The sequence below is a fragment of the Desulfoluna sp. CLI2B genome, from assembly GCF_056847375.1.
Map to the genome: position 1 here is coordinate 6,136,470 of NZ_CP186557.1, position 13,237 is coordinate 6,149,706.

Genomic DNA, 13,237 nt, shown 5'->3' on the forward strand with positions numbered 1-13,237 from the left:
GCGTTTTTTGTCTACGGGCGAAGCCCGGAGCATTTGCAAACCTGGGGTCCAGGGGGTGGCGAAGCCACTTTAAGGAAAAATCCCCTGCCCGCCGGAGGCATGTTTTTTTTTGCTTAGGTCGTGCGCAGCTCGCCGATGAAGAGTTTCAGCTTTTGGAGCAGCTCTTCGGCCTTTTCGGGGTTGTCGGCGGCGATGTTGTTGAGCTGGAAGGGGTCGGCCTTGCGGTCGAAGAGTTCGTTGTGCTCGGGCACTTCGACTTTGGCCCCTGCGGTGCAGGTCCACATCTCCTCGTCCATGGTCTTTTCGGAGCCGGCCACGCAGTCGACGCTGTTTTTCTCCTCTTCGTCCACCAGCCAGTGAACGTAGCTGTAGTCGTCGGTGATGATGGACCAGGACATGCCGTAGTAGCCTGCGATGGCGAAATCGCGGATTTTATCGACCTCGCCCTGCATGAGGGGCAGGAGGCTTTCGCCCTGGAAGTCCTCGGCACCGTACATGTTCATGCCGTGGTCGCTGACGCCGCTTTCGGTGTCGAGCTGTCCCATGACGTCCATGATGGTGGCGGTGACGTCCACGTTCTGGACGAAGCTTTTGATGCGCTGGCCGCCTCCGACGCCGGGGATGTGCATCATGAGGGGCACGTGGACCAGTTCTTCGTAGGGCCAGGGGCGGGATTTGCGCACGATGCCGTGGCCGTGTTCACCGTTGCCCATGGGCTGGCCGTGGTCGGACATGAGGACCACCATGGTTTCGTCCCAGAGGCCCTGCTGGCGGATGCTGTCAAGGACTTTGCCGATCCATTCATCCACCAGGGTGACCTTCTCCATATACAGGGCGCGGATGTGCTCGCACTCGCGCTCGGTGATGCGGCCTTCCACCGGGGTCCAGGGGGCCAGGAGGATGGGGTTGCCCTCGTAGTCTGGGTCGTAGGGGCAGGGCTCGCCTTTCCAGATTGATGGGGGATCCCAGGGCTCGTGGGGATCAAAGGAGTCCACCCAGAGGAAGAAGGGGCGCTCCTTGTCCCGGCGTTCCTTGAGCCAGTTGACGGTGCGGTTGACGACCTTGGCCACGTAGCTGTCGGCGTCGCTGCGGCGGTGCTGCTGCTGGCGGAGAAAGCAGCCGATCTCGTCTAAGAGCTGCTGGCTGTCGTCGTCGATGAGGTTGCCTTCCTTGTCCCACACCATGGAGGCGGAGGTGAAATCCTCGGGCTTCATGGCGGGGTCCAGGGGCACGTCGGCAAAGGAGGTGTGGTCCAGCTCCTGGCCAGGGCAGAGAAGTCCACGAAATCGAAACCGCGGGAGTAGCCGAACTGGTACTGCTCGAGGGGCGGTGTCGTAGATGAGGGCGGTCTGCATGTTCTTGCCCCACATGATGTCGGTGAGGGTGGTGTCGTCGCCGGAGAGGGGCTGCCAGCCGCCGTAGGGCAGGGTAAACCTTCCCGTCATGAGGGCGCGCCGCACGGGCACGGTGGGGAGCCCTTCGCTGTAGGCGTTTTCAAAGAGCACGGACTGACGCGCGAAGCGGTCCATGTTCGGGGTTTTTATCTTCTCGTTGCCGTAGCACCCCAGGTAGTTGAACTGCAGGGTGTCCAGCATAATGAAGACGACGTTTTTGATCTTGTCGCGGTTGAAAGCCATGGGTTTCTCCTCGGCACGATTGAGGGTCCGTATCGAAGGCGACAGGGTCGCCGTGAATCGGTCCGGGCGAATCCGCCCTGGCCGTGTACGTGTTTCCTGATGGGAAAAGAGTAGGGCATCGGCGGGAAAAATTCTGCTTCACATGAGACACTTTTTGAAAATTCGTTGAATTATATCATCAATAATTTTGATTAAAGAGGGGCGGGTCGGACAGCCGGGAAGGGCAGGGTGCTGCTGCAGTCCGGAGAGGCTTTCCGGCAGGGGGACGGGGTGCGTTGAAAGGTCTTAGGGCCATGCCAAGAATAAATGACACATGACGGCATCATCCCCTAAGTCCTTAGCATGATTTTTTGATCGTTGCTTTGGTACATAACGAATTTGAGGCGGAGTATCGTTATGCCCTACTATGTTAGGGCATAGCCCTTATTCGGAGGCGATGAGGCAGAGGATCTTGCCGTGTTCCATGAGCCTGACGGGGTCCAGGACCTCCAGGCGGGTCTTGGAAAATCGGCCGATGACCCCTTCGTCCCGAAGCTCGTGGATGACGCGGCAGACGCTGCTCCGGTGGATGCCCAGGATGTTGGCCATGTCCACCTGGGAGAGGTCGGGGTTAACGGTCTCTTTTTCTCCCTGCTCCCGCCAGATGTGGGAGAGCATGCGGCAGATCTGACCCCGGGCGTCCAGGAGGTTGGAGTCGTAGATCTGGCTGAAGAAGGCCCCGCCCTTGACGCCCAGGGACCTGACGAGGTTAAGAACCAGGTGGGGGTACTCCCGGCAGAAGGCGAGGTCGTCCAGCAGCGAGTCGGGAAAGATAACGATTTCGCATTCCGTTAAGGTGCGCAGGCTGTGGACGTGGACGCTGGATTTGTGCATGAAGGTGATCTCGCCGAAGAGGACTCCTTCTTCCATGATCATCACCACCCGTTCCTGGCCGTCTTCGGCGATGCAGGAGAGGTGCAGGGTGCCCCTGTCGAGGAAGAAAAAGGTGTTGTCGTCGGCGTTGCTCAGCTCGTGGTGCCGGGGCAGGGTCTTGCGCGTCCCTTTGTCCAGGATTTCCCGCCAGGGGGCGTTCAAATCCCGGATGCGAAACACGGCCAGGTCCTGTTTGTAGGTGTCGATGTCGGGGTGGTTCATGGCAAAGCCCTCCTTGTTTTCCAGGTCTGAACGACGCCCCGGCATGTTGCGGCGTGTTCCTCTGTTCGTCATACGACATTGGGGGATATTTGGCACGCGGGAATTGCCGGTGAAGGTGCAAGAGGGGATGGCTTTTTCTTTTTGTAGTGTGGGGCTGTGGGCAGGACAGAAAGATATTGATGAAACCTCCCTTCCTGTATAAGAATAAGACACCTTTACCCGATGTATCCACGTCGGGCCCCCTTTACTCCACCAAAGGAACGAACCGATGAGAAACTAGCCAAGGGATCCAGACCAGATCATGTGAATCGGTACACAAGGGCGACCGCTTTCGGGCTGTCATGCCATCACCATTCCCATGTTCCGTTCCCCTCGGCTCATTTGGTTTGACGTATCGCCTCGGACCCGTCGGTTTTCCCTCCCACATGTGCACCCTTGTTTCTCAAGGGCGTATCATCCACGGGTACACCCATCCGACAACAGAGCGCACTCCCCTTGCCCGACGGTGACGGAACATGGCCATAATAATGATGAAGAGGGAACCATGGGCCATTCAACCGTTGTTTTTGATGCGATAACCTTTTCCTATCCAGCGTCGTGCTCGCTTGTCTTTGATCATCTTTCCGTGACGGTTCCCAGGGGGTGGACCGGTGTGGTGGGGGGCAACGGCACCGGGAAAACCACCCTTTTAAAGCTCGCTGCAGGAGACCTCAGACCGGATTCCGGCCGTGTCACGGCACCGGAGCATGCGGTTTACTGCCGCCAGGACACGGACCGAATGCCTGACCTGCTGGAAGAGATGCTCGTTTCCGGGGACAAGGCTGCAGGCCGCCTCGTTTCGGAGCTGGAGATCGGCTACGACTGGCCCTACCGGTTGGAGAGCCTGAGTCATGGGGAGCGAAAGCGGGCCCAGGTGGGCACGGCCCTCTGGAGACAGCCTCATTTGCTGGCGGTGGACGAGCCCACAAACCATCTGGACGCGAGGGCAAGGGGGCTTCTTTACAACTCGCTGAAGGCCTTTCAGGGCATCGGGCTCCTGGTGAGCCACGACCGGGAGCTTTTGGACTCGTTGTGTGATCGGTGCCTCTTTATGGATCCCCCTGCTGTGTGCCTGCGGCCCGGCTCGTATTCCCGGGGCCGGGAGCAGGCCGAACTGGAGGAGCAATCCGCGGAAAAAGAGCGCGAAACAGCTGGTCGGGCCCTGAAAAAACTGAAGCAGGAGGCGGCCCGAAGAAGGGACCGTGCCTCCAGCTCCCACGCCAGGCGGTCCAAACGAGGCGTTGCTTCAAAGGATCACGACGCAAAAGCCAAGATCGATCTCTGCCGCATTTCAGGAAAGGACGGGGCCGATGGCCGGGCCTTGAAACGCCTTGCGGGAAGGATACGCCAGGCCGATGAGACGCACCGGAACATCCGGGTCATCAAGCGGTATGACACCGGCGTACGGCTGCCGGACAGCCGGTCGAAGCGTGACTTTTTGTTTCACATCACCAAGGGGACAATGGCCCTGTCTCCGGACAAGCGCCTGAGTTTTCCCGACCTCGTTATGGGGCCATCAAGCCGGGTGGGGATTACCGGGAACAACGGCACGGGCAAAAGCTCCCTGATTCGCTATGTCCTCGCCCGAATCCGCATAGCGGAAGAGCGGGTGTTCTTTCTGCCCCAGGAGACAGACCCGGACGAGGCCCGTGGACTTGTCCGCAAGGTCCGCTCGTTGCCCGAAGAGGAGCTGGGGCGGATCATGACCCTTGTCCGCAGGCTGGGGTCGCCACCTGCAAGGCTCATGGATACCCGGCAGCCGAGCCCGGGAGAGCTGAGGAAACTTGCCATCGCCATGGGCATTGCCAAGCATCCCCATCTCATTGTCATGGACGAACCCACCAACCATCTGGACCTGCCCTCGGTGAGATGCCTGGAGGAGGCCCTGGCTTTGTGCTCGTGCGGCCTTCTTGTGGTGAGCCATGACAATCGTTTTCTGGCGCGCATTGCCGAGACCCGGTGGCACCTGGCACCTGTGGCGGGCGGGAACGGTAATGTGGCTTTGGAGGTGTCCGGTTTTGCATGACGGGCATGGCCCGTGCCCTGGTTGTGCTGGCACCGGGAACCTGTTTTGCTTTCGTGAACCACATTTTCTGGTGTGTATTGACAGGGTTGTCGTTGGAGGCTATGGTTGGGGGAGTTGTCGGCCGGCTGGCCGACTGAGAGGCTTGGGAATCAAGGCACGAACGGTTGGTCCAACACAACGGCTCCCCGTTTTTTCAGGGCCGGAAAGGAGGCACAGATGAGCAGTTCCATGGAGGCACAGGTTCTACCGGACAATGACGCGACCCCTTGCTGCGACGCCGTTACAGGGGAGCTTCTCGGGCACTCTCCCCTGCATTCCACAGAAGACCTCAAAGAGGCCATTGCGGCGGGAAGGCTTGCTCAAAAGACTTGGGCGGGCATGCCGGTGAAGGAGCGGGTCCGGCGGATGATGCCGGTGCGGGAGTATATGATGGCCCATCTGGACGAGCTGGCCGAGACCGTGGCCCGGGATGTGGGGAAAACCCGTATCGACGCCCTGGTTTCCGAGATCGTGCCCGCCATGATGGCCCTGACATATTACGGCGGCAAGGCCAAGGGCTTCCAGCCCGCAGGAGACTGTGCCGGGATCTTTTTTCTGAACAAGTGGAGCAGGATCCACCGGGTGCCCTTTGGGGTGATCGGGATCATCTCGCCGTGGAACTACCCCTTCAGCATTCCCTTTTCAGAGGTGGTCATGGGGCTGCTTGCGGGCAACGCCGTGGTGCTCAAGACCGCTTCGGAGACCCAGGCCGTGGGCCTGGCCCTGAAAGAGTGCCTTGCGGCCGCGGACCTGCCCGAAGGGCTTTTCAGCTTTATCAACATGCCCGGTCGCATGGCAGGGGACGCCTTTCTGGAGTCCGGTGTCGACAAACTCTTCTTCACCGGCTCGGTTCCCGTGGGGAAGATCCTCATGGCCAAGGCGGCCGAGACCCTTACCCCTGTCTCCCTGGAGCTTGGGGGTAACGATGCCATGCTGGTGTGCGAAGACGCCGACCTGGACCGCGCAGTGAACGGGGCGGTGTGGGCGGGCCTTCAGAACGCCGGGCAATCCTGCGGGGGCGTGGAGCGGATCTATGTGCATGTCGCCGTGTACGAGCCCTTTATGAAGCGCCTTAAGGCCAAGGTGGAGTCACTGCGGATTGGGTACGATCGCAACCACACCACGGACGTGGGGGCCATTGCCACCGAACGGCAGCTGGAGACGGTGAAGCGCCACGTGGATGACGCCGTGGCCAAGGGCGCGGTGGTCTATGCCCGGTCCAGGCCCCCCAAAGACCCCATGCAGGGACATTTTTATCCGCCCACGGTGCTCACCGAGGTGACCCACGATATGCTGGTCATGGCCGAAGAGACCTTTGGCCCGGTGCTGGGGGTGATGAAGGTGGCCAGCATGGACGACGCCGTGATCCTTGCCAACGATTCCGATTTAGGGCTCACCGGCTCGGTGTGGACGAAAAAGTGGAAGAAAGGGGCCGAGCTTGCACGGCGCATCATGGCCGGTGCCGTCACCGTCAACGATCACCTTATGAGCCACGGCCTGGCCGAAACCCCCTGGGGCGGCTTTAAGGAGTCCGGCATCGGCCGTTCCCACGGCGCCATCGGCTTTGCTGAGATGACCGAATCCCAGGTGGTTGTTCAGGACGTGATGCCCCTTGTGAAGAAAAACCTGTGGTGGCACCCCTTCAGCCCCAGGGTTTACGCCACCATCAAGGGCGTGGCCCAGACCCTGTACGCCCCCACCTGGAAAGAGCGGGCCAAAGGCCTTGGCAAGGTGCTCATGGGCTTTCCCCGGATGTTTATGAAGTAGGGTAAATAGATAAAAAAAACGCTGCCTCCGGCGGCAAGGTGTGCCACCTTGAAAGCAGCAAGTTTTACCGGGTCTTGCCCCTCGTTCCTCGGGTCAAATCACATCCGCCTTTAAAGTAAACATTCACTCAAAAAGATGTTTTAAAACCTGTTTGTTAAACCCGCCTTTATAAAATCAGGCAAACGTTTAGCCCCGGCAGGGCCGCCGGAGGCATAAGCTGAATAGTAACAAATGCCTTTACCTGTGACGGGAAGATGTCTCGTCTGTGGTAAAGGCATTTTTTTGTGCGCAACGGATGTCGGGAGGAAGGCAACGCAAGCCGGACAGGGATCACGGGGAACGTTCCGGGCGGCAGGGGCTGAGCCTCTTATCCCGGATATTTCATGGCTCGCGAAATATACGGATGATGCGTTTTGCTTTCAGGCTTGAGATGGATGTTGCATGGAATCCCGTATCAAGGGTGATTCCCTATCACCTATCACCTATCACCTATCACCTATCACCTAATCACCTAATCACCGATGGCATCGCTGCTGTTTTTTTTAAGTGGGACTGTCTCAGAAAATCGGTGATTTGCCCCTTGGGTTTTGCCGCACGGGCAGCCCAGAGCTGAAATTGAGCTAAATCGCGGGGCGCAATCGGCGATAACAGGAGTGTGTGGAACGATGTTTGGTCTGGTGACCAGAGGGTATGTGACTAAATTTTTTTTTGACAGAGGAGGGTGTCCCCTGTGCGGCCTGTTTTTGGCTGGGACGGGGTGTTGGTTGCTAAAAAAAATGCGTACGTTTCGTCTGTTCCACGGATGTTGAGACAGGGCCCTTTCAACGGCGAAAGGGCAAGGGCTCATAGTTTCTGGAGAGCCCCGAATTGCATGGCTGCAAAGGAGAAGGAATGCTCAAAAACGTATCAATCAAAGCACGTCTGTTTGTTGTTGTCGGGATGGTCATGGTGTTGTTTGTCGGTATGTTGTTCGGCGTGTTTGAAACGGGACGTTTGGCAAAAGAGGTGGGGATCGATGCGGCTGAGTCGATGATGCTGGAAAGGCAGAAGGAGACGCTGAAGGTGGCGTCCCATACCGTGGGGGAGATGCTGGGCAAGGCGTTAAAGGGCACGACCGACCCTGCGGAGGTGCGTGCCGTGGTGGAAGACCGCATCGCCTCCCTCAGGTTTGGTGAGGATAAGTCGGGCTATTTTTTTGTTTACGACAAGACGACCGTGGTGTGTGTGGCGACCAACCTATCCCTTGCGGGAAAAGAACTCTCCGGCGTCAAGGATTCGGTGGGGGTGTATTACGTCCGCGATCTTCACAATGCGGCCAAAGGTGGCGGCGGGTTTGTACGGTATCAGTACAAGAAGCCCGGCAAGGGAATCCAGCCGAAGCTTGGGTATGCAGAGATGATCCCGGGTACCGGCCTCTGGGTGGGGACCGGTGTCTACATCGACAACATTGATGAGGAGAAAGCGCGTATCGAATCCCTTGTGTCGGGCAATGTGGCCCGAAAGGGGGCATGGGTGGCCGGGCTCGCCGGTGCCTTTTTCCTTTTAATGATCCTTCCCGTGACCCTGACCATTGCTTTCGGCATTTCCCGCACCCTGGGGGAAGCCATTGAAGGGCTTCAGGGCATAGCCGAAGGGGAGGGGGACCTCACCACACGCCTGGTGATCAAGAAACATGACGAGATCGGCGTTTTGGCCCACTGGATCAACGTCTTCATCGAGAACCTTCAGGGCATCGTTCGGGACGTCACGGAAAACGCCCGGGGGCTCAACGGTGCCGCAAACGAACTCTCGGCCGTCTCCACCCAGCTTTCCCAGAATGCGGATGAGGCCTCTTCCAAGTCCAGGACCGTTGCCGCGGCAGCCGGTGAGATGAGCGGCAGCATGACCTCGGTGGCCGCCGCAAGCGAGCAGGCCGCAGGCAACGTCGGCATGGTGGCCGCAGCCTCCGAAGAGATGAGCGTCACGGTCCAGGACATCGCCGCCAACTCCGAAAAGGCCAGCACCATGACCCACGAGGCCGTGGACAAGGCCTATCTCGGCGAGCGGCAAGGTGGATCACCTGGGCGGGTCGGCCCAGGAGATCGGCAAGGTGACCGAGGCCATCACCGAGATCTCCGAGCAGACCAACCTGCTGGCCCTGAACGCCACCATCGAGGCGGCCCGTGCCGGTGAAGCCGGAAAAGGTTTTGCTGTTGTCGCCAACGAGATCAAGGCCCTGGCTGCCCAGACCGCCGACGCCACCCAGGAGATCAAGCGCCAGGTGGCCGGGATCCAGGGGGCCACCGAAGAGACCGTGGTGGAGATCCGGTCCATCACGGATGTGATCGTGGAGGTCAACGACGTGGTGGCAACCATTGCCGCTGCCGTGGAAGAGCAGGCCGTCACCACCCGGGAGATCGCCGGCAACGTGGCCCAGGCTGCCCAGGGTATCGATGAAGTGAACTCCAACGTGGCCGAAAGCTCCATGGTGGCCGAGAACATCGCCCAGGAGATCAGGGTGGTGAACGCCACCGGCGCCGAACTCGCCTCCAGCAGCACCTTGCTCAGCACCCATGCCGGTGAGTTGACGCGGCTCTCCGATGCCCTGACAGGGATGGTGGCGCGGTTTAAGGTGTGAGAATGGTGAAAGGGTAAAGGCAAGAGGGCAAAAGGCTAAAGGTAAAAGGCCTCCGGCGGCCAGCTTTTTGATAAAAGCTGGACCATAAACCTTTGGTAGCCCCCTGGTTTTTTTCGTGTTCTTCGGAAAAAGCCAGGGGGCTTTTTTGTGGAAGGAAATCGGTGTGTTTTGGACGGCAGGTTAATCTGTCCTGTCTGAAGATCACACCTGTTGACAACACCCATGGGTTTCTGGTTGCATGACGGGGCATAAGGGGCACATTCCATGCCTGTGTAAGGATTCAGTTGCCTCCGACGGGTCGCTTTTTGACCTGAATCGTGACCACGTTTGATGAGGAAAGGAGATCATGAACACAGCAGAGCTGCTTAATCGGTTTGGTTTTTCAGGGTTTCGGCAGGGGCAGGAGTCGGTGGTGGAGAGGATCCTGGGCGGGGGATCGGCCCTGGCTGTGTTTCCCACGGGGGCGGGCAAGTCCCTGTGCTATCAGCTTCCGGCCCTGGCATTGCCCGGGCTTACCGTGGTGATTTCGCCCCTCATCGCCCTGATGAAGGATCAGGAAGATTTTCTCAAGGCCAAGGGCATCCCGGCGGCCCGCCTGGACTCTACCCTGACCCGCGAGGCGTCCCGGAAAATTTTGGGGGAGGCCATGGACGGGACCCTCAAGATCCTTATGGTGTCGGTGGAGCGCCTTCGAAACGAGATTTTCAGGGAGCAGCTCAAGCGCATGAACCTATCGCTCCTTGTGGTGGACGAGGCCCACTGCATCTCCGAGTGGGGCCACAATTTTCGGCCCGATTACCTGAAGATCCCCGAGTACAAGTCCTTTTACAATATTCCCCAGGTGCTTTTGCTTACGGCCACGGCAACGCCCAAGGTGGCCCGGGATATCTGCGAGAAGTTCGGCATGGGTGAAGAGAGCGTGGTTCGCACCGGTTTTTTCCGGCCCAACCTGCACCTGCGGGTGCTCCCGGCGGCCACATACGCCGAAAAGCGCGGGGCGCTCCTGGCGGCCATGGGGGATGAGCCCCGTGGGCCGGCCATCGTTTACACCACCCTCCAGAAAGGGGCGGAGTCTGCGGCGGCCTTCCTGACGGAAAACGGGTTCCCCTGTGAAGCCTATCATGCGGGGCTGGCACCGGACGTGCGGGCGTCCATTCAGAACCGGTTCATGGAGGGCTCTTTGCCCACGGTGGCCGCCACCATCGCCTTTGGCATGGGCATCGACAAGAGCGACATCCGCAAGGTGATCCACTTTGACCCGCCCAAATCCATCGAAGGGTACAGCCAGGAGATTGGCCGGGCGGGCCGCGACGGCGAGCTCTCCGCCTGCACCCTCATCGGCTCCCGGGAGGGGATTTACACCCTGGAGAACTTTGTCTACGGGGATACCCCGTCCAAAGAGAGCATTTTCGAGCTGGTATCCGAAATCGCCTCCCACTCCGAGAAGCACTGGGAGGTGAGGCAGTCCGAGCTCTCCCGGCAGCTGGACATGCGTCCCCTGCCCTTAAAGACCCTGCTTGTGTACCTGGAGCTTTTTGGGGTGATCAAGCCCGTGCGGGTTTTTTTCGAGAATTACGCCTTTAAGTACGAGCGCCCCAAAGGGGCCATCATCGATGTGTTTCAAGGCGACCGCCGTGCCTTTGTGGAGACGCTCTTCTCCCTGTCCGACGACAAGAAGGTGTGGAGCTATCCGGACATGCAGGCGGTCTGCCAGACCACCGGATCTCCCCGGGAGCGGATCCTGAGCGCCCTCTCCTGGTTTGAAGAGCAGGGGATGATTACCCTGAAGCAGGGCCGGGCCGTGGATGTCTTTGAGATTCTCCAGCAACAGGTGGACGTGCCCGGCCTGGCAGAGCGACTCCACGACCTCTTCAGCCGGAAAGAGGTCTCCGAGGTGGCGCGGATTCATGAGGTCCTCGACCTTGCCGACGGCACCGCCTGTCTGCCCCAGGCCCTTTCTGCCTACTTTGGAGAGCCCCTGGAGCGCCCCTGCGGGAGTTGTTCGGTCTGCCTTGGAAATCACCGCCCCATCCCGCCTGCCCCCCATACCCGGGATTTATCGGCCCTTCGCCTTGATCAGGTGGCCGGGTCCTTTGTTGCCGGGCTTGCCAACCGTGATCCGCGCCTCATCGCCAAGTTTCTCTGCGGCATCCCGTCTCCCTCCCTGTCCCGTACCCGGGGAGAAAAAGGGTTTGCCGCCCTGGAGACCGAACCCTTCCATGAAGTGATGGCGTGGTGTGAGAGAGAATTGGGGACCCGTGAACAGTGAATCTGTTCCTGCAGCTCTGATGCCTTGACTATGGGTGCACCCGACCCGTGAAATATCCGGGCTAAGGTGTCTCAACCTTGCCGTCCATATACGTTTCCATGGCAGCCACGGCCCGTTTGGAGAAGGCCACGGCTTCCACCACGGCCTTGGCGCCGGTGACCACGTCCCCGAAGGCAAAGACCCCTTCCACTTTGGCGTAGTCGTACTCAAAGGGGGTGGCGGGCATTTCGGCTTCGCCGCGCCGGTAGACCACGGTGACCTCCTGGGCCCCTTTTCTCAAGGCCGTGCGGGCGACGTCCATGGCCACGTTTCCGGCGCCGATGATGGCCACGCGTTTGCCCAGGCGATAGGCATCCCCTTACGGAAAAGCTCGATCATGTCGCGGATGGGTGTAGAAACGGGGCACCCCGTGGTACAGCGGGGTTTTTTACAGACAAGGCACTGATTGGCCTCTTCGATGACATGGGTTCCCAAGGCAGACTCCTCACGGTTGGGGTGGTGCCTTTGGGACGGGGTTGTTGCGGCGATGCGCGGTCGGTTTTGCGGTGCGTGGAACAGCGGCCCCAAAGGCATTCCCGGACGCTTCCTGTCGGTGGGCTTCCGGAAAGAATGACTCCGATTATCGGGGGCGTTACCATGCCACATCCTAGGCAAAATGGAAAGGGAGCCTTAAGGGATAAGTTCCTGGAATTCATCCAGGGCAGCCTCAATGGGGATGGCTAAGCCGATGCCTTCGGAACCGGCGAGGATCATGGTGTTGATGCCCACCACGCAGCCTGTTTGATCAATGAGGGGGCCCCCGCTGTTGTCGGGGTTGATGGGAGCGTCGGTCTGGATGTAGGTGTGGCCTTTATGGCTTCGTTTCCCGGAGAAAATGCCGGAGGTCACGGTGTGGGAAAGCCCCAAGGGGTTGCCGATGGTGAAGACCGACTGGCCGACCTTCAGGGTACCTGATTGCCCTTTTTTCATGCAGGGGCACTCTTTCTGGTCCAGCCGCAGGAGGGCCAGGTCATGGGTGTCGCTGAAGGTGACGTCGGTGGCCGTGTAGGTGGAATCGTCGTAGAGGATGACCGTGTAGCTGGGGTTGGCCCGGCTTTCTTCGATGGCTGCAAGACGGGTTTTGAGTTCGGCGAAGCGCAGTGCCGGAGTGGCCCTGTCATTCAGGTGTCTTTGGACGGTGGTGTCGTGCTTTTTGCTCTCCTGCCTGCTGCGGATGACATGGGCAAGCACACGCAGTTCCTCGCGTATCTCCTCGACCTCTTTTTCGCTTACGGTGAGAACATGCTTGTTGGTGAGGATCCGGCAGGAAGAGTCAATAAAGAACCCAGAGCCCGAGCCCCAGGGCGTTTCGATGAACACCGTTGCCAGCCGGCTTTCTTGGACAGGGTTGCCGTGGGGGCGGACCGCGTTGAACTGCCGGGCGATGCCGGTGGGGCCCCCTGGCCGGGGCTGCATGGGGGCCGACCGGATGGCGAGGTACATGCCACCGGTGATAAAGGCCCAGACAACGGTGAGGCTTAAGGTTACCCGTACCCATCTGGGAAGCCGGGTCACGGGCAGCCGGACGGGCTTGCGATCCGAGATGCTGTGGATGGGGTCGTTGAGACGTTCCTGTATCCTTTGGTATTTTTCAAAAACGACGCCGCATACCTCGCACTCTGATCCTGCGACCTGGTCGTGATGGCACTTGGGGCATTTCATGGCAGTTG

General features: G+C 59.5%; 10 protein-coding genes. 5 read left to right on the forward strand and 5 right to left on the reverse strand.

Annotated elements, in window-relative coordinates; translation table 11 throughout:
- Nucleotides 1–113 precede the first annotated feature (113 nt).
- Both ACOYW2_RS28390 and ACOYW2_RS28395 read right to left on the reverse strand, forming a co-directional pair.
- Nucleotides 114–1,637, reverse strand: a complete 1,524-nt coding sequence (locus ACOYW2_RS28390) for a sulfatase (protein ID WP_482768775.1) — start codon at nucleotides 1,635–1,637, stop codon at nucleotides 114–116.
- A 423-nt stretch (nucleotides 1,638–2,060) separates the two neighbouring features.
- Nucleotides 2,061–2,771, reverse strand: a complete 711-nt coding sequence (locus ACOYW2_RS28395) for a Crp/Fnr family transcriptional regulator (RefSeq protein WP_482768776.1) — start codon at nucleotides 2,769–2,771, stop codon at nucleotides 2,061–2,063.
- A gap of 544 nt (nucleotides 2,772–3,315) precedes the next feature.
- On the opposite strand from ACOYW2_RS28395, the gene ACOYW2_RS28400 reads away from it, so the two are divergent.
- The 5 genes from ACOYW2_RS28400 to ACOYW2_RS28420 all read left to right on the forward strand — a co-directional run bounded on the left by ACOYW2_RS28400 (nucleotide 3,316) and on the right by ACOYW2_RS28420 (nucleotide 11,528).
- Nucleotides 3,316–4,836, forward strand: coding sequence for an ATP-binding cassette domain-containing protein (locus ACOYW2_RS28400; RefSeq protein WP_482768777.1), 1,521 nt, complete (start codon nucleotides 3,316–3,318; stop codon nucleotides 4,834–4,836).
- 216 nt (nucleotides 4,837–5,052) lie between these two features.
- Entirely contained in the window at nucleotides 5,053–6,642 is a 1,590-nt protein-coding gene (locus ACOYW2_RS28405) for an aldehyde dehydrogenase family protein (protein WP_482768778.1), read from the forward strand.
- A gap of 891 nt (nucleotides 6,643–7,533) precedes the next feature.
- Nucleotides 7,534–8,814 carry a cache domain-containing protein gene (locus ACOYW2_RS28410; RefSeq protein WP_482768779.1) on the forward strand — a complete coding sequence of 427 codons (1,281 nt, stop codon included), beginning with the start codon at nucleotides 7,534–7,536 and terminating at the stop codon, nucleotides 8,812–8,814.
- Entirely contained in the window at nucleotides 8,732–9,259 is a 528-nt protein-coding gene (locus tag ACOYW2_RS28415; RefSeq protein WP_482768780.1) for a methyl-accepting chemotaxis protein, read from the forward strand. The genes ACOYW2_RS28410 and ACOYW2_RS28415 overlap by 83 nt, the downstream gene beginning before the upstream one ends.
- Nucleotides 9,260–9,605: 346 nt before the next feature.
- The gene (locus tag ACOYW2_RS28420) at nucleotides 9,606–11,528 is read left to right on the forward strand and encodes a RecQ family ATP-dependent DNA helicase (RefSeq protein WP_482768781.1); all 1,923 of its coding nucleotides are present in this window, start codon (nucleotides 9,606–9,608) and stop codon (nucleotides 11,526–11,528) included.
- Between the two features lie 61 nt (nucleotides 11,529–11,589).
- Here ACOYW2_RS28420 and ACOYW2_RS28425 read toward each other — a convergent pair whose 3' ends face one another.
- Genes ACOYW2_RS28425 through ACOYW2_RS28435 form a run of 3 tightly spaced genes read right to left on the reverse strand, consistent with a single transcriptional unit; the run spans nucleotide 11,590 to nucleotide 13,229 of the window.
- Nucleotides 11,590–11,859 carry an NAD(P)-binding domain-containing protein gene (locus tag ACOYW2_RS28425; RefSeq protein ID WP_482768782.1) on the reverse strand — a complete coding sequence of 90 codons (270 nt, stop codon included), beginning with the start codon at nucleotides 11,857–11,859 and terminating at the stop codon, nucleotides 11,590–11,592.
- Nucleotides 11,805–12,173 (reverse strand): hypothetical protein, encoded by a 369-nt coding sequence (locus tag ACOYW2_RS28430; protein WP_482768783.1) that lies wholly within the window; start codon nucleotides 12,171–12,173, stop codon nucleotides 11,805–11,807. Before ACOYW2_RS28430 ends, ACOYW2_RS28425 begins: the two co-directional genes overlap by 55 nt.
- A 24-nt stretch (nucleotides 12,174–12,197) precedes the next feature.
- Nucleotides 12,198–13,229, reverse strand: coding sequence for a S1C family serine protease (locus tag ACOYW2_RS28435; protein WP_482768784.1), 1,032 nt, complete (start codon nucleotides 13,227–13,229; stop codon nucleotides 12,198–12,200).
- Nucleotides 13,230–13,237: the final 8 nt, after the last annotated feature.